Here is a 25,546-nt window from a genome sequence, read left to right on the forward strand (position 1 = left end):
TTTAAAAGGCAGTAAAAACAGGGGGATTGCCACAGGTCGGTGTCGACATTAGTGACGAAACTGCCGCTGTTTGATGACACTTCGACAGTAATTATTCATCCAGTGAATTTATTGCGAGAGGATTTTGGTAAATATCATTATTTATCAGTTTGTTAAATTGAATGTCGTTTCAGTAGAAAGCGCGGAATTACTGGCACCGTCTTTGCATTATTTTTGTAAGTTAAATCCACACAGGGAGAACAGTCATGCATGAGATTACCTTGTGCCAAAACGCTATTGCCATGATAGAACAGCAGGCACGGCTGCATGGTGCGCAGAGAATTACCGGGGTGTGGCTGGAAACCGGCGCATTTTCTTGTGTCGAGCCGCAGGCATTGGAGTTCTGCTTTGAGCTGGTGTGCCGTGGCACTTTGGCTGAAGGCTGCGTTTTGCATCTTAGCCAGCAGCAATCACAAGTGTGGTGCCATGACTGTCAGCAATCCATTAATTTGCTCAGCAGTAAAGTGACTCGCTGTCCATTGTGTGGCGGCAGTCATTTGCGTACTGGCGCGGCTGATGATGGCGTGATGATTAAGCGGTTGGAGGTGGAATGAATTTACTTTTTTTATGCCGTGATACAGCAGGAGCCGGATTATGTGTATAGGGATCCCAGGGCAAATTGTCGCGCTAGATGACATTCAACCGGGCACGGCATGGGTGGATGTCTGCGGTGTACGCCGCTCGGTGAATATTATGCTGGTGGCCGCAGATGAGCAGGCCAGTGCAGCATTAATCGGCCATTGGGTTTTGGTGCATGTGGGGTTCGCCATGAGTCGGCTGGATGAGGATGAAGCACTGGAAACCTTGCAGTTATTGCAGGAAATGGGGGAGGTTGAAAGCGATGTGGGGGAATTTCTAGGGCAAAGGGGGAGTTTTTTATAGTCTAGTGGTGTTGATTCAGGAGTTCACAAATTCAGTAAGTTAGATATTCAGTGATCCGGTTCGGTTGTTAGTGCTTCACGGCTCACCTGTCCTTGAGTGAACCAACAGCCAAAGGGGGTGGCGGCCCCCTTGTGGAATTACGCGCTGGCGCGAAATATTACTGCTGTTCGCAGTACCCTCCGGCAGTTTGCATGCTAATCGAACCGGGGCCGACTATAGCCTCTTCGAGGCTACTCTCCGGGCCAACGCAAGCGTTGTTCAAAACTGCTACGCAGTGTTGTCGCATTCCAGCTCGACAGCCCCTTTCGCCGCGTCCATGCGGCTCATTCGGCCTGCAATCTTTGTCGGCAATATTTCTGATTGCGCTTAACTGCAAAAGCAAAACAAGAGCAAAAACAAAAGCGGGGCAAGAGTAAAAACCAATTCAAAATCATGGTGCAGGTGCAGGTGCAGGTGCAGGTGCAGGTGCAGGTGCAGTTTTTTTCGCTTTTTCTTCTGCCAGCCGTTGTTCCAGTTCAACTAACTGTTCTGGCGATACTGCCGGATAGCCTTGTGCATCATCGGGTATGACGTGTACCTCAGGGATAGGAATTAATGGCCCAAGGAAGCGCGGCTCACGTTTCAGAACATAGAGATCAGACAGTGCGCCGAGGCGGGCAAAGATCTCGCGGACCCGGACATTGAGCATATTTTTGGGGGATGGCACGGCAAAACACTGCGCTTGAATCCCCATATGCAGAGCAATAAATAATGCCCGCTCGCAATGGAAACGCTGAGTAATGATAATAAAATCATTAGTATCAAACACCTTACGAGTGCGCACAATAGAATCTAGCGTGCGAAAACCTGCATAATCCAACACGATATCAGAGGGGGCAACCCCTGCGGCGATCAGGTCACGGCGCATGGTCATTGGCTCGTTATAACTGTGTAGAGCATTATCACCGCTAAGCAGTAAGTAACTGATTTTGCCACTGTTATAGGCGTTTAATGCTCCTTGGATGCGGTATTGATAGAACTGATTAATACCACCGGTACGGTAATATTTGGCAGTACCCAACACCACACCGACTTGCCGATGGGGTAAGTCTTGTAGCTCATCATAAATAAAAGGGGCTGTTTTCCAGCTGATCCAGCGATCGAGCGCAATAGCTGTCACCATCAGCAACCCTGCGATGATAATTAAGCTAATAATCAGGCGTTTCCACATTCTGAGGCCTTTAATGCATTCAACTCACTGGTGATGTTGCAAGGCTACTGTACCTGCCCATGCCGCGCAACATAATATCTTTCGCCCTTAGGGTTACAACTGCGTTAGCTGCGCTCGTTCACCCGAATCACTGACTTGAGCCAGTGATTCGGGATTCTCTTACAGCCAGCCTGGCTGTAATGCCAATGTCTTTTCGCCCTTGGCGCTACAGCGGCGTTAGCTGCATTCGTTACTCGGCCAACGTAAAAGTGCGGGCCGGGTAGGATTTAGAACGAAGTTCGCTTGTAGGTACGATACTGTGGTTGCCAATAGTTATGCTCAATGGCTTTTGCCAGTGCTTCTTCTGAGGTCACAATGGCGACGCCTTGCAACTGTGCGGCTTTACCGACCTGCATTGCAATGGTTTTTGACACAGCTTGAATATCGTCGATATTCGGCAACAATGCCCCCTCACCATTAAGCGCTAGTGGTGAACACCCGGCTAATGCGCGGCTGGCAGCCATTAGCATGCCGTCAGTCACGCGTTTGGCGCCGGATGCCAATACTCCCAAGCCAATACCGGGGAAGATATAGGAATTATTGCATTGAGCAATTGGATACAGTTTATCTTTATAACTCACGGGTGAGAAAGGACTGCCCGTCGCCACCAGTGCGGCGCCATCGGTCCAGTTAATAATGTCTTCTGGCCGTGCTTCTACCCGCGATGTTGGGTTCGACAGTGGCATCACGATTGGGCGCGCGCAGTGTTTGTGCATCTCACGGATCAATTCTTCGGTAAACAGCCCTGGCTGACCAGAAACGCCAATCAGGACAGTGGGCTTGGCATTACGCACGACATCCTGCAATGAGATTGAGTCACTGCTCAGATTCCAGCCCTGCAGTGAATCACTCTTCTGCACCAGTTTACTTTGAAAATCCAACAAATTAGGGAGTTTGTCAGTCAACAGGCCGAAACGGTCGACCATAAAGACGCGCGCCCGGGCTTGTTCTTCGCTCAATCCTTCTGAGATCATCTGTGCGATGATTTGCTCAGCAATACCACAACCAGCAGAACCGGCACCGAGGAAGGTGACTGTTTGGTCGCGCAACTGGCTACCAGCGGCATGACTGGCGGCAATCAGGCTACCCAAGGTGACCGCTGCAGTACCTTGAATATCATCATTGAAACAGCACAACTCATCACGATAGCGGTTAAGCAGCGGAGTCGCGTTATTCTGAGCAAAATCCTCAAACTGCAACAACACATTCGGCCAGCGACGTTTTACTGCCTGAATGAACTCATCAACAAATGCATAATATTCATCGCCGGAAATTCGCGGGTGACGCCAGCCCATATACAGCGGGTCATTCAGGCGTTGTGGATTGTTGGTGCCCACATCCAACACCACTGGCAAAGTATAAGCTGGGCTGATACCACCACACGCGGTATACAGTGAGAGTTTCCCAATGGGAATGCCCATACCGCCGATACCCTGATCGCCAAGGCCAAGAATACGTTCGCCGTCGGTGACCACGATAACCTTAACATTCTGCTTGGTGGCATTTTGCAGCATGTCATCAATGTGTTCACGGTTCGGATAGGAGATAAATAACCCGCGCGCGCGGCGATAGATATCCGAAAAGTGTTCGCAAGCTTCGCCTACAGTCGGGGTATAAATAATGGGCATCATCTCACTGAGATGGGCTTCCAGCAGGCGGTAAAACAGAGTCTCATTGGTATCTTGAATATTACGCAGATAAATATGTTTATCATCGTCGTTTTTGAAATCTTGATACTGGCGGTAAGCACGCTCGGCCTGTTCCTCAATGGTTTCAACCGCTTCCGGTAATAAGCCGTGTAAATTGAAGTGGTTGCGCTCATCATTAGTGAAGGCGCTACCTTTATTCAATAAAGGGAATTCCAATAGGATGGGGCCAGCGTAAGGGATGTACAAGGGGCGCTTACTTTCGTATTCCAGTTCCATGAGTTTTACTCTTTGACTTTGGGTAGAGACAGTAATTGTTACCCCGATCCTAAAAGATAAGAAAAATATGTACAGCTTTTGTTAGTTAAATAAAACAACTGTGGGTAAAAGTGCGAGCCAACTTACAGATTCAATAGCTAATCAGCAACATGCGGTGTTTTATTGCGCAATACCCCGCATGCCATTGCATGCTGCGTTGTCATTCGAGGAGCATTTTGTTTGCATGGCAGATAAAACTCACCTGCTGGCACAAAAAAACATCACATTGGAGGAGTATCTGGTACAGCCTCATTTGCTGATAGCCCTTCAGGCCGTGGTGGGGACTGATTTATTACTGACTGTCGCCAGCCGGGTGGTGACTGAGCAAAGTGATAACCGGGGTTAGTCAGATAACCCCGGATTAAGCGCTATTCGTTTAAAATGTCACGCGTTTTACATCAGAGCAACCAAGGGCGGCCAGTGTGGCTTGAGTTGCAGCCCACTGAGTCAGTATCGGCTGGCTGCCTTCGACCAGCACTGCGCGGCGAATAGCACCACAATCTTTGCCTGAAAGATTGGTCAGGATCAATGCGGCTTGCAGTGGTGGCAAACTCGGGTTGAATGCCGCATTTTCAGCATAACGGCCTGCATAAATGTTGCCATCTGCAGTTTCTAATGCCACGCCGCTGTGAGAAAGGCTGTAAGGTGCATGGCTGTGGTTTGCACCATTAAGTGCCGCCTGAGTCAAGGCGTCAGTGTCAGTCACTTTATATTCGTGATTGACCGGGTCCATCAGCAGGGTGGTGATATCCAGATCTTTCGGACCGAAAGAGTCAGGTAAATATTGTCCCAGTGTTGAAGCCGGGCGGCCTGGTAGATGAATGTGCAGGCCAGTTCCGCTGTTCAATTCATTCATAAACTGGCGGCAATGACCACATGGCGTGTAATTAACGGTAATAGAAACCAAACTGGCCTCATTGCGCAGCCATGCATGGGTGACAGCGCACTGTTCGGCATGAATGGTTTGTTGCAATGGGGCACCACTGAACTCCATATTGGCACCGAAATAGAGATTACCGCTAATCCCCCTGGCAATGGCCCCGACCTTAAAATGGGAGATAGGCGTTAGCGCACAAGCGGCGGCCAGTGGTAACAACGCAAATGCTAGCGCATCGTCATCTAACCCACTGATGCTCTTCACTGTTTCAACTTGCTTAGCTGTCAGCATTGCAGGGAAATCGTTTGCGCTCAAGATAGGTTCAAGGGCGGATTGCAGTGAGGCGGGCAACGTAGCCCAAGCGTCATGGAAACGTGCTTGCATAGGGTTCTCTCCAATAGTTACGGGAAACTATTTTAGGCAGCTTAGGGTTTTCTTGGTGTGACGTGGATCTCGTTATATATGAAATCTATGCAAGTAAAATCCCAAATGAGAGATGTATCTCAAATTTATACCGTCATCCTCAGCCAAATAAATGTAGCAGTATCGGAAATAAAAAGGGCGCCAGCAGTGAAGTAATAATCCCGCAGATAACCAATGCGAGTGAGCTAAACGCGCCTTCCTGGAAATCTAACTCCGCACAACGGGCAGTGCCAAGGGCGTGCGAAGCTGTTCCCATTGCCAAACCGCGCGAGGCTTTGGTGGTGATTTTTAACAGATTCAACAAGCTGTGACCAAAAACGGCCCCCAGAATGCCGACAAAAATAACGCATACCGCACTGATGGCCGGTAAACCATGAATAGATTCGGCCACGGCCATGGCGATCGGCGTAGTGACGGATTTTGGCAAAACTGAGGCAGCAATTTCAGGGGTTGCCCCCATCCAGAGGGCAACAGCAGTACCACTGACCATGGCGGTAATACTGCCGATAAAACAGATGCTAATGATGGATTTCCAGCGCGCACGAATCTGATGCAACTGTTCATACAGTGGGAAAGCCAGTGCCACCACCGCGGGCTGCAACAGGTCATTCAGGATTTTGCTGCCCGCGAAATAGTTGGCATAGGGCATATGTGTTACTAACAACAATGGAATGATGACAACCATTGATATCAATAATGGGTTGAGCAGCGGCATTTTTAGCCAGCGGGCCAAACGACGGGCGCTGAAGAACACAATGAGAGTCAGTGGCAGTGACCACCATAAATTGCTGATCATTTGTCTTCCTCCGTGTGAGTCGGAGAACCTACCACCTTGCGCTCACGGTGGACATATTGTGAACTGTAGGCCACCACCAGCATCACAATCAGGGTACTGACAAAGCAGGAAACCACAATCGGGCCAAACTGCTGGGTCAGTTGATCATAATATTGCATGACGCCGACACCGATCGGCACAAACAGTAGCGCCATATAGCGGATCAGCAGGTGGCAGCCAGGTTTCACCCAGGTTGAAGGCAAAATCTGTGAGGCCAGCAGAGCAAACAGAATCAGCATGCCGATGATGCTACCGGGGATGGTGATGGGTAGCAGTAAGGCCACGGCCTTACCCGCCCATAAACACAGATAAATAATGACGAAAGCTCGCAGATACTGCCAGCAAAGTGAAGTCACATTGCGCATAAGAAGAGTCCTGAGTGACCGAATACATTCATCATACAATTAAGTTTAGCACTGTGCCAGTCATCACAGTATGAATAATATACCCATTACTTTTCAAATTGCAGGGGTGCTGGCTGCTGGCTCTTCTTGTCTTTTAGCCAGTTGGTAGCCGCGATAGAAGAATGCCAGCCCCAAAATAGCCGCAACAATTAGCATATAGAACATCATTTGTGGTGCCGCATACGCTAACAAAAAGCCGCAAAGTACCGGATTAGCTGCACCGCCTAACTGGCCGAGATTCTGTACTCCATAGTAACTGCCTTTAAGATTTGCTGGGGCAATAAAATCGATAAACAGGTATTCGACCGGGATAACAATAATCTCACCTAATGAGAAAATCGCCATTGCCAGCATCCACACGGGGATTGACTGCTGAGCCACCATAAATCCGAACAAACCAATAATAAAGAACAGTGTGCCGAGCATCAGCCAGCGCATTAAATTCTGTTGATTCATACGGCGACTTAATAGGTATTGTAAGGTAATGACAATGACGGCATTGACCGTCATCACGGCACCAATCACTTGATAAGCAAATTTGGCATCAGACACGGTAATCAGGTATTGAGATAAGTAGCCGGAGAACTGGCCAAAAACCACTGCACTGAGCATGCTCCCAATAGTGAAATAAATCAGCCGGTTATCATGGCGCAGAATACGGAATGTCTGGCGGAAATCTGGCACGGATTCGGTCTGTGTCTGTTCAGCGACCGACATATCAGCGCTGTTTATTCTGAATTTTAAAGTGATGGCCACCAATAACGCCAGTATCCCCGAAATGATAAAAGGAACTTGCGGCCCGATGTTGACGACCAACACCCCTAACCCTGGGCCGATCGCCCAGCCAACATTCACTAGGGTGTAGTTAGCCGAGAAAGCTTTAATGCGCTCATTAACCGGTAGCCAGTCAGCAAAACAGGCTTTAATAGCAATAGCGTAGACCGAGTAGGCCGAGTGCAACAGCGCCAGAATCAGGATAACCCACGCTGGGTGCTCAACCCACGGCAAGCTAAAAAAGGTCACTGAGAATAGGGTGACGGCTAGCAGAATCAACTGTTTTTTGTTGAATTTGTCCACCAGATAACCGCCGTACAAACTGGTGAAAATACCTAAGGTTAAACTCGCCCCAAGGACTAACCCAACCTTATCGGGAGCCAACTGAAAATGCTCGGCCAAATAGATGGTGATAAAGGGGAGTGTGACGGCTCGCCCAATGGTCAAGACCAATGAGGCAATCAGCAGATTAGTGACTCGCGATGGAAATCCTTTCATGGCATTTTCTTATTGATAATTATTTTGGGTAATGAACTGTTTCTATGCGGTTTTTTCAATCAAAAGAATGACTCGAACAGCATTACCACAGAGCGGCTCAGCCAATTACAGTAGACTATTGCAGGAACTAAAGAGAGGGGGAGGAAGAAAAATTTTTGCAAATAGCCGATCGACCTAAATCGACCAGCCATTTATAGGTTTTTAACCTAAATATTCGATGATAGATAAGCCACCATTATAATCGGTGCTGTAGATAATCCCCTTGGCATCAACAAACACATCACACGACTGAATGACTTGTGGGCGACCGGGTCGCTTATCCATCATTTTTTCCGGCGCAGCGGGCACTAAAGCCCCCGTCTCTTTCGGCTGATAAGGGTTGCTGATGTCATAAGCACGAACCCCGGCATTCTGGTAAGTTGCAAAAATCAGTGATGAGCTGATAAAACTACCAGGCCGGTTCTCATGCAAATTATGTGGGCCAAAATGAGCGCCTTTTTTCACATAATCCTGCTCATCAGGCACCGGGAAGGTTGAGATACTCACCGGATTGCTCGGCTCACGAATATCGAATAACCAAATATGCTTCTCGCCATCCTCTTGGTTATCCAGCACCGCTTCATCCAGCACCACCAATAAATCGCGGTCGGGCAGGGGCAATGCAGTATGTGTGCCACCGCCAAATGGTGGGCTCCAGTTACGATGACTGATAAGCGTTGGCTCAGAGCGGTCGCTGACATCTAACAAGGTTAGGCCGCCATCGCGCCAACTGCCATATGCAGTGTCGCCGCTGATAATGGCATGATGCAATGCATAGCGTTTGCCGTCTGGCCAAGTGGCTTGCTCACCCGCCGCAGTATGCATGCCGGGTAAAGCATAACGGCCAGCAACCTGCGGTTTTTGCGGGTCAGCCAAGTCAATGGTGAGAAAGATATAATCACTGTAACCATCTAACAGCGCCGAAACATAAGCCCAACGCCCGCCGACATACCAGATTCGGTGGATACCAATGCCGTCAAGTGGCAGGAAACTTATCTCGCGCGGCTTATCCGGTGTCGAAATATCAAAAATGCGTAAACCGGCACTCCAACCGCGGCCTTCTTGCTGGGTACTGACCGTTTGGGCAACTGACTGGGTGTAATACACTTTTTCTTCGGCAAAACTGGCGTCAGCGAAGAGGTCACGAGCATTAATCACCAGTAACAGGTCATCATGGGCTTGTAAGTGCACATTCCAGGTATTGGGTGGTGCGGCAATAAAACCCGCGGGGCGGGGATTTTTGGCATCTCGAACATCAATAATTGAGACACCCTGCGACACCATATGGCCGACATAGGCGTAACCGCGATGCACCATCACCTGCACACCATCTGGTTTGCCGCCCTGATCGCTATGACCAATCAGCCGCATATTGCGGCTGTATTCTGGTGTCGGCAAGACTCCTTGCGCTGCCATTTATTTCACTCCAAATCGATTAACCACATTGATTTTTACGGGTTCATTACTGACCGTTCTTGACCGCAAGGGTAGCAAACCAAGGCGAGTTGAAATCATCAGATTGGCCCCAGCCAGGGATAATTTTACTCAAACCAGCAACGTTAACCGGGCCGGGTTGGCTTGCCAACAGGGCTTGTGGAATAGAGGCTGCACGGAATTCATAGCTAGCGGGGGTTTCTTCACCAGCAATCTTCTTGGCAATCAGGCGCAAGTTAACCGCCCCAATGAGCTTAGGATCGACAGCAACACTGACTTTCCATGGGCTATTAGCTTCACGCATCAGTTGTAAATCTTGATTCGAGATATCAATGCTGTACAGCTTGATTTCAGTACGGCCATTTTCCTGCAAGGCTTTATAAGCGCCCTGAGTAAAGGCATCCCAAGTTCCCCAGATAGCGTCGATCTTACCTTTTGGGTATTTTGCCAAGACGGCACCCACTTTATTCGCGGTATCACCTTGAACATCAGATGAAACAGCACCAATAGACTCCAGTTCAACAATGCCCGGATTCTGTTTTAGTAATGTCTGATAAGCGGCCTGGCGACGTTCCATTGGTGGGAAACCGGCTACCCAGAGTTTAATAATATTTGCTTTCCCGTTGAAATCTTTGACTAATTGACCGAAAGATTCATTGGTCAAGGAGGCGTCGTCTTGTTGAGTCACAGTTAAGCCGGGGATATCGCCCTGAATGGCGGTATCAAATACAGACACCGCAATGCCGCTGGCGGCAATACGTTTAACCAGTTCAGTTGAGTAAGGGTCACGGCCTTGGGAAAGGATAATTCCATCATATTTTTGGCTAATAGCTTGGTTAACAAAGTCCTGAAAACGTGCATCATCGCCATTACTCAAGAAAGTATCGACTTTGAAACCGAGCTTTTTGCCCTCTTTTAATACACCTGACAAGAACTGTGTTGTGTTGTCGTCAGAACCCAAATTACGAATTACCGCAATTTTAATCAGCCCTTCATGGTTGGCTATCGCGTCTGGAATTGGGGCTACTGTGGCGGTGTCCGCAGCGAATACTGGCAGTGCCGTCAATAGGCTCAGGGCCAGTAATGGGGAAGAAAATTTTTTCATCTGGAACTCCGTCATGGTGTTGATATGTTATGCAATGTGTACGTTGCTATCATTGTTATGGCTATCTTTGTGTCTAGACGTCTATCTGTCTCTGTGGAACATCATAACCATAACTATTTAGATAAGGAATTAACTTTGTTATGAATTTTTGGATTGCCTTATGTCTTTTAGTTTGGATAGCTGAAATAAACAGCGAAAGACGGAGAGGGGGTGAGTATAATGAGAGCAAATAATACCAATAACCTTTTTGTTTTAGTGGTTTTATTTCAATAGAAGTTTTATGGTCTATTTTTATTACAACGAACATCAGGGTTAATATTTTATTTCACTGCATACTCATGACTGGTATTCTAAATAGACCTGAGCCACAACAATAAAATAAAAGATGTTAACTGTCATGAAATGAGTCAATTTTCATCGTTTTAAGTTTAATGATTTTTAAAGGATTAAAGTCACTATGGGTAAAATTAGCAACCTATATAAATTCAGGAAAGATGGCGTTGAGATGGCGAAAATGGATTTAGATTATCTTATCAATAATGGATTTATTGATAACCCTATTTGCCGCTATATGTCGCGTAGTGAGTTCTTCTTTCTATTTTTTCGTTATTTATTCGCATTAATGGTTATTGTGTTTCTGGTGACGATTTTATTTCCTGATTTGACTGATGACGTTTTGTATCTTTCAGTTTCGTCCTTCTTTCCCGTACTTTCATTGGTGTTGTTGCTACCTTGTTCATACCGTTTGGCGAGCCAAAAGTTAAGTCCCTGTTTATTGATGTTCCACTTTCTTCCGTTCGCTTATTGTTTTTTGCACGGCGTACTGATGTTTTTCTTGTTGGGTTCATTTTTACTTTATCTGATACTTATCAATATTTTTGATATAAAACCACTCGCATGTGAACGTAGAAAACAATGGGCTTCTACCTTACCTAACGAATATCCATTCAGATTGGCACTGATCAGCTTTAGTTTATTATATCTAAGCTTTTTTCTATTATTTGAGTTAGATGATGCCATTATTGCGTTAATGATGTTGTCGTGGATTTTCTTTTTACTGGCTAAATGGTATTGGCCGGTGGTGGCATTGAATATCGTGGGGGCCGTTGGTTTATTCTGGTTTTTCTCGTCAGGATTTGTGGAAGTAAAACATCATAAGAATATTATTATTGATGCACTTATTAAGATTTCTTTACTGGACAGTATTTTATTTTTAATTTTCTCACTCAGTTTATTTATTAATATCCTATTTTGGTTGGAAGCTCGGCAACGTGAGCAGCAACCTATCACGCATAGAGAGTAACGGTCAGATTTCAATCAATATGTTGGCAATAAAAAGCCAGTCAGGACTCCCATGACTGGCTTTTTCGTCTTCTAGCTCGATATTACTTTACTTGCATGCCGGGTTGAGCACCACTGTCCGGACTAAGCAGGAAGATATCGTTGCCGCCAGGGCCGGCTGCCATCACCATACCCTCTGAAATACCAAAGCGCATTTTACGTGGAGCCAGGTTTGCCACCATCATGGTGAGTCGACCTTCTAAGACTTTCGGATCAGGGTAAGCCGAACGAATGCCAGAGAAGACCTGACGCGTTTCACCGCCGATATTCAGTTTTAGTTTCAGTAATTTATCTGAACCCTCGACAAAATCTGCTTGTTCAATCAGCGCGATACGCATATCCACTTTAGCAAAATCATCAAAACTGATGGTTTCCTGGATCGGGTCATCGGCTAATGGACCGGTTACCGTCACTGCTGTTGCAGCCATATCTTCTTTAGAAGAAGCGACCATATCGTTCACCTTATCCAAATCAATACGGTTAAATAGCGCTTTAAAAGTATTAATCTGATGACCTAACAGGGGGTGTTCGATGCTATCCCAAGTTAATTCAGTGTTGAGGAAAGCTTCGGTACGTTCGGTCAGCGCAGGTAGCACCGGCTTGAGGTAAGTCATCAAGACCCGGAACAGGTTGATGCCCATGGAGCAAATAGCTTGCAAGTCAGCATCACGGCCTTCTTCTTTCGCCACAACCCAAGGAGCCTGTTCATCAACATAACGGTTGGCAACATCGGCCAGCGCCATAATTTCACGAATCGCTTTGCTTGATTCGCGGCTATTATAAGCATCCGCAATACTGACGGCGGCATCTGTAAAGGTTTTATATAATTCAGGTGAAGCAAGGTTCCCGGCTAACTTACCAGCAAAACGCTTGTTAATAAAACCGGCATTACGGGAAGCCAGATTGACCACTTTATTGACGATATCGGCATTAACGCGCTGGACAAAATCTTCCAGATTCAAATCGATATCATCAATACGTGAAGAGAGCTTGGCGGCGTAGTAATAACGCAGGCAATCGGCATCCAGATGTTTCAGGTAAGTGCCCGCTTTAATGAATGTGCCACGGGATTTCGACATTTTTGCGCCGTTTACCGTGACATAACCATGGACGAACAGATTGGTTGGCTTGCGGAAGTTACTGCCCTCCAACATGGCTGGCCAGAACAAGCTATGGAAGTAAACAATGTCTTTACCGATGAAATGATACAGATCGGTTGTAGAATCTTTACGCCAGAACTCATCAAAATCTAAATCGCCGCGCTTATCGCACAGATTTTTGAATGCGCCCATATAGCCGATAGGGGCATCAAGCCAGACGTAGAAATATTTACCTGGCGCATCGGGGATTTCAAAACCAAAGTAAGGCGCATCACGGGAGATATCCCACTGTTGCAGGCCCGACTCAAACCATTCCTGCATTTTATTCGCAACTTGTTCTTGCAGTGCGCCTGAACGTGTCCAGGCTTGCAACATATCGCTGAAAGCAGGTAAGTCGAAGAAGAAATGCTCAGATTCGCGCATGACCGGCGTAGCACCGGAAACCGCAGATTTTGGGTCAATAAGTTCAGTCGGGCTGTAGGTTGCGCCACAAACTTCGCAGTTATCGCCATATTGATCCGGCGCTTTACACTTCGGACAAGTGCCTTTCACAAAGCGATCGGGCAGAAACATACCTTTCTCAGGGTCATAGAGCTGAGAAATAGTCCGATTTTTGATATGACCGTTCGCTTTTAGGCGGCCGTATATCAGGCTCGACAGTTCACGGTTTTCATCACTGTGAGTCGAGTGATAGTTATCATAACTGATAGCGAAACCGGCGAAATCTTGTTGGTGCTCCTGGCTCATTTCGGCAATCATCTGCTCTGGTTCGATACCCAATTGCTGAGCTTTTAGCATGATTGGGGTGCCGTGGGCATCATCTGCACAGATAAAATGAACCTGGTTGCCGCGCATTCGCTGGAAACGGACCCATACGTCTGCCTGGATGTGCTCGAGCATGTGACCGAGATGTATAGAACCGTTAGCGTATGGTAGCGCGCACGTCACCAATATTTTTTTCGCGACTTGAGCCATAGTGGGAAATTGCTTTCTTTATGTCGATTAAAGGGTCTTTGATGTTAACCGATATACCGGCTCGTCGCTAGGGTAGGAAACCTGCACTTTGCCTTAAGTTATAATCGATTTACTTTGACGACACAGGCATGACGGAGTTCTGGTACACTATATACTCGTCATACTTCAAGCTGCATGAGCGTTGGCTGCTCTCATTCACCCGAATTATTGACTGGAGTCAACTCATCGGGATTTATTCAATTGCCGCCTTCCTGCAACTCGAATTATTTAGAGTATATTTTGGTTAAAAACGATTGTTGGTTAATAACGATAAATACAAGGAGCCGGGATGAGCCAAAAATCCCCCGAGCAGACCACCCCTGACCTGCTGCAATTACAAATTTCAAAGGTTCTTGCTGCCTTTAAACACCCAACCTTGCAAAAGAGCCTAACTGAGTTGCGCGCTATTCATCACTGTGCCCTATTGGACAATGTGCTGCATATCGAGCTGGTGATGCCTTTTGCCTGGCAATTTGGTTTTGATGCATTGAAAGAGTCGGCCAGCGGAGAATTGCTGGCAGTGACCGGTGCTAAGGCCATTGACTGGAAACTTTCTCATAATATCACCACGCTAAAACGCGCCAATGATCAACCGGGCGTCAAAGGCGTGCGCAACATTGTCGCGGTCAGTTCCGGTAAAGGCGGGGTGGGGAAATCCAGCACCGCTGTGAACCTGGCATTGGCCTTGGCGGAGGAAGGCGCAAAAGTCGGTATTCTGGATGCTGATATTTATGGCCCCTCCATCCCAAATATGTTGGGCACCACCCAGCAGCGGCCAACATCCCCTGATGGCAAACATATGGCACCGATTATGGCCCATGGTATTGCCACTAACTCGATTGGCTATTTGGTGACTGACGAAAACGCGATGGTGTGGCGCGGCCCGATGGCCAGCAAGGCCTTAATGCAGATGCTGCAAGATACCTTATGGCCGGATTTGGATTATTTGGTCATTGATATGCCGCCAGGTACCGGTGATATCCAACTGACGCTGTCACAGAATATTCCAGTCACCGGTGCGCTGGTGGTGACCACGCCACAGGATATTGCCCTGATTGATGCCATGAAAGGCATTGTGATGTTTGAGAAAGTGCATGTGCCGGTGCTGGGTATTATTGAGAATATGAGCATGCATATTTGCAGTAATTGTGGCCATCTGGAACCTATTTTTGGTACCGGCGGGGCAGAGAAACTGGCGCAGAAATATCATTGCAAACTACTGGGCCAAATTCCGCTGCATATTTCACTGCGCGAAGACCTCGACCGCGGCGAGCCAACGGTTGTTAGTCATCCTGATAGCGAATTTGCTGATATCTATCGCCAACTGGCATCCAACGTTGCGGCAGAAATATACTGGCAGGGCGAAGCGATTCCGACGGAAATTTCATTCCGCGCGGTGTAATTGCGGTTATTTGTCTCTCTAAAGTCTTTGGCGTTGCGCAGTCAACACCGCTGCAACGCCAAAGACGCAGGGTATTGTGCTGGCATCAAACCCGTTAACTCCTTATAATTGGCGCGATCGAAGCACTTAGCGTGCTTTGTCTCCCCTCACACTTCGTAATCAGGTCTTTAATTTTATGACTGACAAAGCACACCAGTGCGTCATTATCGGGATAGCGGGTGCCTCAGCCTCCGGAAAAAGTCTTATCGCCAGTACGCTGTATCGTGAATTGCGTGAACAGGTTGGTGACCAACATATTGGCGTCATTCCTGAGGATGGTTATTACAAAGACCAAAGTCACCTGTCAATGGAAGAGCGGGTCAAAACTAACTATGACCATCCCAGCGCCATGGACCACAATTTATTGTTGGAACATCTGCAATCACTGAAAGCAGGCAAGCCGATTGAACTGCCGCTCTACAGTTATACTGAGCACACGCGTAAAAAAGAAACCGTCCATTTAGAACCGAAAAAAGTGATTATTTTGGAAGGGATCTTACTGTTGACTGACATTCGTCTGCGCCAGGAAATGAACTTTTCTATCTTTGTTGACACCCCTTTGGATATCTGTTTGATGCGCCGTATGAAGCGTGATGTCAATGAACGTGGCCGTTCCATGGACTCCGTCATGGCTCAATATCAGAAAACAGTGCGCCCAATGTTCCTGCAGTTTATCGAGCCTTCCAAGCAATATGCTGACATTATCGTTCCGCGCGGCGGCAAAAACCGTATTGCGATCGATATTCTAAAAGCGAAAATTAGCCAGTTCTTTGAGTAATGTTCGTCTGGATCTTTGCTTCTTAATATGGCAGCTTTCATAGTATGCAAGCTGTAACATGCGAATTTTGATGGAGATTTTAGCAATGAGACTGTGCGACCGTGACATAGAAGCTTGGCTGGACAGCGGTAAATTGGGGATTGACCCCCGCCCGCCAGTAGAACGTATTAATGGTGCGACAGTCGATGTCCGCTTAGGGAATAAATTTCGTGTCTTCCTCGGGCATACTGCGGGTTTTATTGACTTAAGCGGCCCGAAAGATGAAGTCAGCGCAGCGCTGGAACGGGTCATGAGTGATGAAATCATTCTGCCTGAAGGAGAAGCATTCTTCCTGCATCCCGGTGAGTTGGCGCTGGCGGTTACACTGGAATCAGTGACTATTCCCGATGATTTGGTCGGCTGGCTTGATGGCCGCTCTTCCTTGGCCCGCCTTGGATTGATGGTGCATGTGACCGCCCACAGGATAGATCCCGGCTGGCAAGGTAGGATTGTGCTGGAGTTCTATAATTCAGGTAAGCTGCCATTGGCACTGCGCCCTGGCATGCTGATTGGTGCGCTGAGTTTTGAGCCACTCTCAGGCCCCGCTGCCCGCCCTTATAATAGCCGTCAGGATGCCAAATATCGTGGCCAACAAGGTGCTGTAGCCAGCCGTATTGATAAAGATTAGTCCTTTTCTCGCTGAGATTTTCGCCTGATAAGGCTTGTAGCTTGATAAGACTTTTAACTTGATAAGACCTTTAGCTTAATAAGACAAGAGGATGTCATGAGACGATTACTAACGACGTTGATTATCCTGCTGGTTGTGCTGGTGGCAGGAATGAGCGCATTGGTATTGCTAGTAAATCCTAATGACTTTCGTGCTTATATGGTCAAACAGGTTGAAAGAAAAAGTGGCTATCATCTGCAACTGGACGGTGATTTACGTTGGCATGTCTGGCCTCAACTTAGCATCATTGCGGGTCGGACTGCGTTAACGGCCCCCGGTGCTGCTGCGCCGGTAGTCAGTGCTGAAAATATGCGCCTGGATGTTAAGCTCTGGCCACTGTTATCGCATCAGCTTGATGTTAAACAGGTCATGCTAAAAGGTGCGGTTATCCGTTTAACGCCGGATAGTGAGGCACAGCAGGAACCAGGGGCGCCGGTTGCGCCAGCGGGTAATGCACCTCTTGATGAACATCGCGCCTGGAAACTCGATATCAATAAAGTCCAGGTTGCTGACAGTCTGCTAATTTGGCAACGGTCAGATAATGATCAAGTGAATGTTCGCGATATTAATCTTGAACTTAGCCAAGACCCTCAACGACAAGTCCATATAACACTCGACAGCCGTGTTAACCGCAATCAGCGGGATGTCACTTTCTCCTTGGTTGCCGACGCCGATATGCGCCATTATCCACAGCAGTTCAGCGCGAATATCAGCCAATTCACCTATAAATTGGAAGGTGCAGATATTCCTGTCGGTGGTGTGAGCGGCGAGGGGACATTAGAAGCCAGTTATCAACGCGATATTCAGCAATTGTTGCTCAATAAACTGAGTTTCAAGGCAAATAATAACCAACTGACAGGCAGTGCCAAAGCGACTTTTGGCCCAGTTCCTGAGTATGTTATTAATTTGGCTGCTGATAATCTCAACTTGGATTCCATTTTCGGTTGGCAACCCAAGAGCATCGCCGACACTAAAGCCACGGCCAAAGCGGCGACGGTAACCGCACCAGTTATTGCTATTCAAGTCGATGATGATGTTGGGCAGGATTTACAGGCATTCCGTGATTTTTCGGCGCAAATGACACTGACTGCGAATAATGTGGTTTATCGTGCAATAAAAGTCAGCCAATTTAATTTACAAGCATCAAACCAACAAGGTGATGTCCAGATTAGCCGTTTAACGGGCAGCGCTTTGGGCGGTGATTTTTCACTGCCGGGTTCACTGGATGTCACGGGCAAGAAAATCCTCACCGCGATTAATCCGGTGATAAACCATATGGAATTAGGGCCGGTATTAGCGGCAGCAGATTTACCGCAGATGATGACTGGTAAATTCTCCATGAAAGCGCAGTTGTCCGGCGATGGCATTAATGTTAAGGCATTCACTCATCGTTGGAAGGGGGATGCGCAGTTCAGCATGAATGATGCAAGGTTAGAGGGGCTGAATATTCAGAAACTCATTCAGCAAGCGGTCACTCGTAGTTCCAATGATGTTAAAGCTCAAGACCGCGATGAGCGCTATACCGCGGTTAAACAGCTGCAAGCAAATTTGACTCTGAACAAAGGGCGGATGAATGTCAGCAATCTGGTTGCAGACTCTACTTTGATTGCGATTAAAGGCAGCGGAGAACTCAATCTACCGGCGAAGCAAGCTGACATGAATCTGTCAGTACGTGTGATGCAAGGTTGGAGCGGGCAAGATAGCTTGGTCAAAATGCTGCAAAATACGGACATTCCACTGCGTATTTATGGTCCATGGGCTCAACTCAGCTATCAACTGAATGTTGAGCAGCTTTTGCGGAATGAATTACAACAGCGGGCTAAAAAAGCACTCAGTGATTGGGCTGAACGTACTCAGCAGAGCCGCGGAAGTAAGGATCTTAAGAAGCTGATTGATAAGCTTTAAAAAAGAGCGCCATCTTCGATAGCAATGATAGTTATCGGAGGTGGTGGTCTGACTTTGTTATTCTTCAGTTATAATATTGTTCTCCAATGTCGCCTTTCTAAACATAAAATCCTCTCTCTTGCTCACAAACTAACATTTGTTTCTAAAATCTCTGCGAATCATTGATAGATGTCATAAACTCGCCCATGGACTTTGGGCAGAGTGCAGAGCAATTTCCGTGTTTTAACAATTTATGTTTTAACAATTTATGTTTTAACAATCTGTATCTCAATAATCCGTGTCTTAACAACAATAATGATTTACACCCCAAGTAATTAGCGGGCCACTAGCGGTGCGGTGGTGTTGAAAACGCAGGGTATTCAGCAACAGGCGAGTTTTCGGTAAGAGAGGGTATATGTTAGATCTTTTGATTGGGGTTGTAGTGGCCATTGGTGTTGGCCGTTATATTATTAAAGGCTACTCAGCCACCGGCGTACTCATGGTCGGCGGCTTATTGTTATTAGCTATCAGCGCCCTGATGGGCAAAAACGTGTTACCCGCCAGTGCGACGCCAACTGGTTGGCGGGCGACAGACATTGTTGAGTACGTCAAAATCTTGCTGATGAGCCGTGGTGGCGACCTCGGTATGATGATCATGATGTTATGTGGCTTTGCCGCGTATATGACCCACATTGGCGCGAATGATGTGGTGGTTAAGATTGCATCCAAACCACTACAAATGATCAACTCCCCGTATTTATTGATGGTCGCGGCCTATATTGTGGCCTGTTTGATGTCTTTGGCGGTGTCATCGGCAACCGGGTTGGGCGTATTATTGATGGCGACATTGTTCCCAGTGATGGTTAACGTGGGTATCAGTCGGGGGGCTGCTGCCGCAATTTGTGCATCACCCGCAGCTATCATTCTGGCCCCCACCTCTGGCGATGTTGTGCTGGCAGCAAAAGCCTCTGAAATGCCGCTGGTCGATTTTGCTTTTAAAACCACATTACCCATCTCCATTGCGGCGATTGTCTGCATGGCTATTGCTCACTTTTTCTGGCAGCGTTATCTGGATAGCAAAAGCCAGGAAAAGCATGAAATGATGGATGTTAATGACATCACGACCAATGCCCCGAGTTTTTACGCCATTTTACCTTTCACACCTATTATTGGTGTGCTGATATTTGATGGCAAATGGGGGCCGGAACTACACATCATTACGGTATTGGTCATCTGTATGCTGATTGCTGCAGTGATTGAGTTCTTGCGCAGTTTCAATGCAAAAACGGTCTTTACCGGACTCGAGATTGCTTATCGGGGGATGGCTGATGCATTCGCGACAGTGGTCATGCTGTTAGTTGCTGCTGGGGTATTTGCGCAGGGTTTGAGTACCGTTGGTTTTATCAGCGGGCTGATTGGATTGGCACAATCATTCGGCACAGGTGGCATTATTATGATGCTGGTATTGGTCACTATCACCATGCTGGCGGCGATGACGACCGGCTCAGGTAATGCGCCATTCTATGCATTTGTTGAATTGATCCCGAAACTGGCAGGACAAATGGGAATTAACCCGGCTTATCTGGTGATCCCAATGCTACAAGCTTCAAATTTGGGGCGTACATTGTCCCCGGTTTCTGGCGTGGTAGTTGCGGTGGCGGGGATGGCAAAAATCTCACCTTTCGAAGTAGTGAAACGCACCTCAGTTCCGGTATTAGTTGGGCTAGTGGTGGTGATTGTCGCTACTGAAATTCTGGTTCCTGTGCACTTATAACATCTAAAAATTGTCATAAAAAGCACAAATAATGATAAAAAAACCGGGTAGCAATAAGCAACCCGGTTCTATTTTTATCATTCACATGGCCAATTTCTGCGGCCTAAATATTACGCTACCCACTAATTACACTTCATAATCAGGATCCGGAACCTTCAGTGGCGTTATCTTCACCTTTAAGATGCGGTGACTGCTCACCTCAAGAGGTTCGAACAGATAGTCACCAATTTTCAGTTGCTCACCGACCTGAGGGATCCGCTGGGTATACTCCATCAATAATCCAGCCAATGTATGATATTCACGTTTGTCATCAATCGGCAGTGGTAGATAGAGCACCAAATCTTCCAACGGCATATAGCCATTGGCTATCCAGCAGCCATCATCGGTTTGTTGAATATCATGACGGGCATCTAATTCCTCACCTGCAACAGGCAGATTACCCGCAATGGTTTCCATCACATCGGTCAGCGTCACCACCCCTTCGATAGAGCCGAATTCATCCACCACGAAGGCAAAATGGGTCTGTGCCTGGCGGAATTGCTCAAGCGCCATCAGCAAAGAGACTTGCTCAGGGAAAATTAAAGGCTGACGAATCAATGCTCGCAAGTCGAGTTTTTCATTGGTTAACTGTTGCTTCAACAAATCAATGACATGAATAACGCCGAGCGGTTCATCTGTTGAACTATCTTCGGTGACGACAATTCGGGTATGCATATTCTTCGTTAGCAACTGAGTCAATTTTTCTGGCGGATCATTCAAGTCGAGATACTCAACATCATGGCGTGAGGTCATGATGCTACTCACCGTCCGCTGTGCCAGCCCTAACACCCGCTCAATCATCCGGCGTTCTTGTTGGTTGAACACCTCTTGACCCACCCGAGTATTATCAGCAATCAGATTAGCTGTATGGTTATCCAATTCAGCTTCTTCATGCTTGCCACTGAGCATACGCAGCACCGCTTCTGCTGTCCTTTCACGTAAAGGACGGACAGTCGATAGGAAGCGGCGGCGGTTGAATTGTGCAAACTGATTCAGTGATTCAATAATGACTGAGAAACCAATAGCCGCATACAGATAACCTTTCGGAATACGGTAACCAAAGCCTTCAGCCACTAAACTGAAACCTATCATCAGCAAGAAGCTCAAACAGAGAATGACAATCGTTGGATGCGCATTCACGAAGCGAGTCAATGGCTTACTGGCTAATAGCATCAGGCCAATTGCAATACAGACCGCAGCCATCATGACCGCCAGATGATCGACCATGCCGACGGCGGTAATCACCGAATCGAGGGAGAAAATAGCATCCAACACCACGATTTGTGCCACGACAGGCCAAAAACGAGCGCCTTTGCGCTGCTGATTTTGTTGATGATCCTTACCCTCAAGGCGCTCATTGAGCTCCATGGTGGCTTTGAATAACAAGAATATCCCACCGATTAGCATGATCAAGTCACGAGCGCTGAATGGATGCCCAGAAAGTGTGACAAATGGCGCAGTTAATGTCGCTAACCAAGAGATACTCGCCAATAACACCAAGCGCATCAGCAGTGCGCACAACAGCCCTGTTACTCTCGCTTTATCTCGTAAATGACGGGGTAGCTTCTCCGCCAAAATAGCAATAAATATTAGATTATCAATACCCAATACAATTTCGAGCACAACCAGCGTTGCTAGCCCCGCCCAAATAGTAGGATCTGCGATCCATTCCATATATCTAACTTCACCTTTTATTTCTATGAATTATGACACTAAAACGAATAATGGGCTTATAAGATCAAATTTTCAAATTTAATATAAGAAATAGCTGATATTCATGACAAGAAATACAAACGTAAAAAGGAAATCAATGAAGATAACGTAATGAAATAATTACGCTAATTTATAATTAGTGTGTCAACCAGATAAAGAGAGCTAACAGAATTCTCCTAGTTAAATTTAATATTCTATACTGGATAATCAGTAGAAATCATGATGAGTGTAAAGCGCCTATCCTGTCAAAAGTAGAACATGCCTTTATCAAAGAAAATTTAGACTTTTAGGGTTCTTGCCGTATCCCAAACGCCTGCGCCGTTGAAGGTTTTGTCAATGATTTACCCTTTTACTCTGAGTTTTCTGACCTGAGAAGTGTTGGTCAGTTGGAATACAGAGTGACACTCACGACAACGAAAACGGTTCTAGTTTTTAGGATTCTACCCATGGCGATAAACCAGAGCTGGATCATAACGGAAACAATAAATATTGCGTGGCCAGAGTAAACCTCAAAGGCCACATTATACATCGGATTTAACCGATTGGAGTTATCTTCTAATGAAGATAAAACAGCACTTTTAACACTTTGCTGTGCTCTGATTTTCCTCGTTCATTGACGTTTGAAGCTTTTGGTATTGCTTTATTAGAAGGTGCGATGCATGACAAACCTTTAATTTCAAGTGAAATAGAAACTAAGACAACATTTATTAATACCGGTCAATAGATAGGATTGCTTGTACCGCTATCAGATCCAAAAGCATTAAGAGCAGCGATGGATAACTTATGGGGTAATATTTGAGCTATCTGAAAAATTAGGACGTAATTCAAGAACACGTTATTTAGAATATTTTATTTCTGAGAAAATAGTGTCTGGTTATATTGTTCTCAATAATGAAATTATTGATAGATAATATTTCATTACATAATTTTATAAATTTTTTTGATAATGCAATGTTAATTCAGTCTGTCTGATGATTGACAAAAATGAGGTGTTTACAGGTATTTTAAGAATGTAATCAGAAAAATTCTGATGTAAACTTTGATGCGAGTAGATGGATAAGGGATAATCCCAGTTTATTTCGCCAAGTGTACAGAATTAATCCAACCAGATTTAACTGTTTAAAGTTGAAGAGGTCATAGCAATGAAGTGTTTGAAAGCCGTTATTCCTGTTGCCGGGCTTGGCACCCGCATGTTGCCAGCGACGAAGGCGATTCCGAAAGAAATGCTGCCAGTGGTTGATAAGCCTCTGATTCAATATATCGTAGATGAATGTGTTGCCGCCGGAGTCAAAGAGATCGTGCTGGTAAGCCATTCGTCCAAAAATGCGATAGAAAACCATTTTGATACCTCATTTGAATTGGAGGCGGCACTGGAGTCACGGGTTAAGCGGCAGTTATTAAAAGAGATTAAAAATATTTGCCCGCCCGATGTCACCATTATGCAAGTGCGCCAGGGCCATGCCAAAGGACTGGGGCACGCAGTACTTTGTGCTCAACCGATGGTGGGCGATAACCCATTTATTGTGCTGCTGCCAGATGTACTACTTGACGATTCAACAGCTGATTTGTCTAAAGAGAATCTTGCCAGTATGATTCAGCGCTTTGAGAAAACTGGGCATAGCCAAATCATGGTCGAGCCGGTGCCTCAAGCGGACGTTTCCAAGTACGGTATTGCTGATTGTGGCCATGTTGATTTAAAACCAGGTGAAAGCACCCTGATGACAGCTGTAGTAGAGAAGCCTTCTGTAGCTGATGCGCCTTCTAATCTTGCTGTGGTTGGGCGCTATGTGTTGTCTAAAGATATTTGGCCATTACTGAAAAAAACTCCGCGCGGTGCTGGCGATGAAATTCAGCTTACTGATGCCATTGCGATGTTAATGGAGCAAGAACCGGTTGAAGCTTTCCATATGACGGGTAAATCTCACGATTGCGGCGACAAATTAGGCTATATGAAAGCCTTTGTCACTTATGGCGTTCGCCATAACACCGAAGGTGAAAATTTTACTGCTTGGCTGAAAAAACAAATCGATTAATATCGATTTAGTGCCAGAATAGAGAATGATTTTAAATTTGCATTAAAAATCAGTAGGTTAATTATGACCAAATTGAAAGCAGTAATCCCTGTGGCCGGTTTAGGCATGAGAATGCTTCCCGCCACCAAAGCTATCCCCAAGGAAATGCTACCTATTGTCGATAAGCCATTAATCCAATATGTAGTTAATGAGTGTGTTGCTGCCGGTATTAAAGAAATTATTTTAATAACTCATTCGTCAAAGAATGCGGTAGAAAATCATTTTGATACTTCTTATGAGCTAGAGGCCATGCTGGAGGCGCGTGTTAAGCGCCAATTATTGGAAGAAGTGCAATCTATCTGCCCGCCGGGAGTGACGATTATGCACCTTCGCCAAGGGCATGCAGAAGGATTAGGCCATGCGGTATTATGTGCCAAACCACTGGTAGGGAATGAACCATTCGCGGTGTTGTTGCCGGATGTGCTGATTGATGACGCAATGTCGGATTTAACCCGAGATAATCTGGCTCAATTGGTTAAACGTTTCGAAGAAACCGGCAACAGCCAAGTATTAGTACATTCGGTTGAACCAGAGGCTTTATCAAACTACTCGGTCATTTCGTGTGAAAAAGCTGACTTGGAACCTGGTGAAAGTAGCCGTATTAAGGCCATGGTTGAAAAGCCGCAAAGCCCAGTTGACTTACAATCAAATCTTTCTGCTGTGGGGCGCTATGTCCTGTCCGCAGATATTTGGCCACTGTTGGAGCAAACCAAGCCCGGAGCTTGGGGGCGTATTCAACTGACAGATGCTATTGATGCTCTGGCTGAAGTTAAACCAGTAGAAGCTGTTGGATTAACTGGCAAGTCTTATAACTGTGGTGAGAAACTCGGTTATATGCAGGCATATGTTGCTTACGGTTTACGTCATCCAAAGCAAGGCGCTGAGTTTAAGGCCTGGTTGAAAGAATTTCTGGCGTAAGCCAATGTAGCGATATATGAAAAGCAATCTTGGTGATTGCTTTTTTTTTCTACAAACCAGCATGATAAATTAAATCACATTCACTGTTCACTTTGATAAAGCAAACGTGTGCGAACAGCAACTAGTCAGTTGTGCTATCTATCGCACCAATCACTACCCAGCGGACATAATCCTGAGTTAACATGTTTCCCACATCAAAAACCTGTTGGCTTCAAGGCCGATAACAGGTGTCATCTCTTCAGA

Annotated in this window: 21 protein-coding genes and 1 pseudogene; 11 read left to right on the plus strand and 11 right to left on the minus strand. The window is 46.4% G+C overall.

What is annotated here, in order from left to right; translation table 11 throughout:
* Positions 1-245: 245 nt before the first annotated feature.
* Together hypA and DXZ79_RS07545 are read left to right on the plus strand one after the other, a co-directional pair.
* On the plus strand, positions 246-593 hold the full coding sequence (gene hypA, locus DXZ79_RS07540; protein ID WP_038634318.1) for a hydrogenase maturation nickel metallochaperone HypA: 348 nt from the start codon (positions 246-248) through the stop codon (positions 591-593).
* A gap of 40 nt (positions 594-633) precedes the next feature.
* Complete coding sequence (locus DXZ79_RS07545) at positions 634-921, plus strand: HypC/HybG/HupF family hydrogenase formation chaperone (protein WP_038634315.1); 288 nt, start codon at positions 634-636, stop codon at positions 919-921.
* Between the two features lie 430 nt (positions 922-1,351).
* Here DXZ79_RS07545 and sanA read toward each other — a convergent pair whose 3' ends face one another.
* Together sanA and DXZ79_RS07555 are read right to left on the minus strand one after the other, a co-directional pair.
* A complete protein-coding gene (gene sanA / locus DXZ79_RS07550) occupies positions 1,352-2,131 on the minus strand; it encodes an outer membrane permeability protein SanA (RefSeq protein WP_120011188.1) in 780 nt (259 codons plus the stop codon).
* Between the two features lie 266 nt (positions 2,132-2,397).
* The gene (locus DXZ79_RS07555; RefSeq protein WP_038634309.1) at positions 2,398-4,095 is read right to left on the minus strand and encodes an NAD-dependent malic enzyme; all 1,698 of its coding nucleotides are present in this window, start codon (positions 4,093-4,095) and stop codon (positions 2,398-2,400) included.
* A gap of 223 nt (positions 4,096-4,318) precedes the next feature.
* Here DXZ79_RS07555 and DXZ79_RS20655 point away from each other — a divergent pair, with 223 nt between their 5' ends.
* Entirely contained in the window at positions 4,319-4,480 is a 162-nt protein-coding gene (locus tag DXZ79_RS20655) for a hypothetical protein (RefSeq protein WP_155483403.1), read from the plus strand.
* 30 nt (positions 4,481-4,510) lie between these two features.
* Here the strand turns inward: DXZ79_RS20655 and cdd are convergent, their stop codons facing one another.
* The 6 genes from cdd to DXZ79_RS07585 all read right to left on the minus strand — a co-directional run bounded on the left by cdd (position 4,511) and on the right by DXZ79_RS07585 (position 10,523).
* Positions 4,511-5,395, minus strand: a complete 885-nt coding sequence (cdd, locus tag DXZ79_RS07560; RefSeq protein WP_120011189.1) for a cytidine deaminase — start codon at positions 5,393-5,395, stop codon at positions 4,511-4,513.
* Between the two features lie 139 nt (positions 5,396-5,534).
* Positions 5,535-6,230 carry a CidB/LrgB family autolysis modulator gene (locus DXZ79_RS07565; RefSeq protein WP_038634304.1) on the minus strand — a complete coding sequence of 232 codons (696 nt, stop codon included), beginning with the start codon at positions 6,228-6,230 and terminating at the stop codon, positions 5,535-5,537.
* Positions 6,227-6,634, minus strand: coding sequence for a CidA/LrgA family protein (locus DXZ79_RS07570; RefSeq protein WP_004388761.1), 408 nt, complete (start codon positions 6,632-6,634; stop codon positions 6,227-6,229). Before DXZ79_RS07570 ends, DXZ79_RS07565 begins: the two co-directional genes overlap by 4 nt.
* Before the next feature lie 93 nt (positions 6,635-6,727).
* A complete protein-coding gene (locus tag DXZ79_RS07575) occupies positions 6,728-7,945 on the minus strand; it encodes an MFS transporter (RefSeq protein WP_042562359.1) in 1,218 nt (405 codons plus the stop codon).
* A 201-nt stretch (positions 7,946-8,146) separates the two neighbouring features.
* On the minus strand, positions 8,147-9,400 hold the full coding sequence (locus tag DXZ79_RS07580; protein WP_038634300.1) for an LVIVD repeat-containing protein: 1,254 nt from the start codon (positions 9,398-9,400) through the stop codon (positions 8,147-8,149).
* Positions 9,401-9,446: 46 nt separating this feature from the next.
* A complete protein-coding gene (locus DXZ79_RS07585) occupies positions 9,447-10,523 on the minus strand; it encodes a sugar ABC transporter substrate-binding protein (protein ID WP_162928733.1) in 1,077 nt (358 codons plus the stop codon).
* A 457-nt stretch (positions 10,524-10,980) separates the two neighbouring features.
* Between DXZ79_RS07585 and DXZ79_RS07590 the strand changes: the two genes are divergently transcribed.
* Positions 10,981-11,826 carry a hypothetical protein gene (locus DXZ79_RS07590; RefSeq protein WP_072089091.1) on the plus strand — a complete coding sequence of 282 codons (846 nt, stop codon included), beginning with the start codon at positions 10,981-10,983 and terminating at the stop codon, positions 11,824-11,826.
* An 82-nt stretch (positions 11,827-11,908) separates the two neighbouring features.
* Here DXZ79_RS07590 and metG read toward each other — a convergent pair whose 3' ends face one another.
* Positions 11,909-13,939, minus strand: a complete 2,031-nt coding sequence (gene metG, locus DXZ79_RS07595) for a methionine--tRNA ligase (RefSeq protein WP_038634295.1) — start codon at positions 13,937-13,939, stop codon at positions 11,909-11,911.
* A 328-nt stretch (positions 13,940-14,267) separates the two neighbouring features.
* Between metG and apbC the strand changes: the two genes are divergently transcribed.
* From apbC to dcuC, 5 genes are all read left to right on the plus strand, one after another.
* A complete protein-coding gene (apbC, locus tag DXZ79_RS07600; protein ID WP_038634293.1) occupies positions 14,268-15,380 on the plus strand; it encodes an iron-sulfur cluster carrier protein ApbC in 1,113 nt (370 codons plus the stop codon).
* Between the two features lie 175 nt (positions 15,381-15,555).
* Entirely contained in the window at positions 15,556-16,197 is a 642-nt protein-coding gene (gene udk, locus DXZ79_RS07605) for a uridine kinase (RefSeq protein WP_005162352.1), read from the plus strand.
* A gap of 85 nt (positions 16,198-16,282) precedes the next feature.
* Complete coding sequence (dcd, locus tag DXZ79_RS07610; protein ID WP_005168320.1) at positions 16,283-16,864, plus strand: dCTP deaminase; 582 nt, start codon at positions 16,283-16,285, stop codon at positions 16,862-16,864.
* A gap of 96 nt (positions 16,865-16,960) precedes the next feature.
* Positions 16,961-18,808, plus strand: coding sequence for an outer membrane assembly protein AsmA (asmA, locus tag DXZ79_RS07615; protein ID WP_038634285.1), 1,848 nt, complete (start codon positions 16,961-16,963; stop codon positions 18,806-18,808).
* Between the two features lie 394 nt (positions 18,809-19,202).
* The gene (gene dcuC, locus DXZ79_RS07620) at positions 19,203-20,561 is read left to right on the plus strand and encodes an anaerobic C4-dicarboxylate transporter DcuC (RefSeq protein WP_120011191.1); all 1,359 of its coding nucleotides are present in this window, start codon (positions 19,203-19,205) and stop codon (positions 20,559-20,561) included.
* Positions 20,562-20,687: 126 nt separating this feature from the next.
* Here dcuC and DXZ79_RS07625 read toward each other — a convergent pair whose 3' ends face one another.
* Both DXZ79_RS07625 and DXZ79_RS21300 read right to left on the minus strand, forming a co-directional pair.
* Complete coding sequence (locus tag DXZ79_RS07625; protein ID WP_038634279.1) at positions 20,688-22,274, minus strand: TerC family protein; 1,587 nt, start codon at positions 22,272-22,274, stop codon at positions 20,688-20,690.
* Positions 22,275-22,594: 320 nt separating this feature from the next.
* A pseudogene (locus DXZ79_RS21300) lies at positions 22,595-22,801 on the minus strand (IS1 family transposase); the annotation flags it as partial.
* Positions 22,802-23,455: 654 nt separating this feature from the next.
* On the opposite strand from DXZ79_RS21300, the gene galU (DXZ79_RS07640) reads away from it, so the two are divergent.
* Together galU (DXZ79_RS07640) and galU (DXZ79_RS07645) are read left to right on the plus strand one after the other, a co-directional pair.
* Positions 23,456-24,346: a UTP--glucose-1-phosphate uridylyltransferase GalU gene (gene galU / locus DXZ79_RS07640; RefSeq protein WP_038634276.1), complete on the plus strand. Its 891-nt coding sequence runs from the start codon at positions 23,456-23,458 to the stop codon at positions 24,344-24,346.
* Positions 24,347-24,409: 63 nt separating this feature from the next.
* Complete coding sequence (gene galU / locus DXZ79_RS07645; protein WP_038634273.1) at positions 24,410-25,303, plus strand: UTP--glucose-1-phosphate uridylyltransferase GalU; 894 nt, start codon at positions 24,410-24,412, stop codon at positions 25,301-25,303.
* Positions 25,304-25,546: the final 243 nt, after the last annotated feature.

The sequence above is a fragment of the Yersinia rochesterensis genome (genome assembly GCF_003600645.1).
Lineage (GTDB): Bacteria > Pseudomonadota > Gammaproteobacteria > Enterobacterales > Enterobacteriaceae > Yersinia > Yersinia rochesterensis.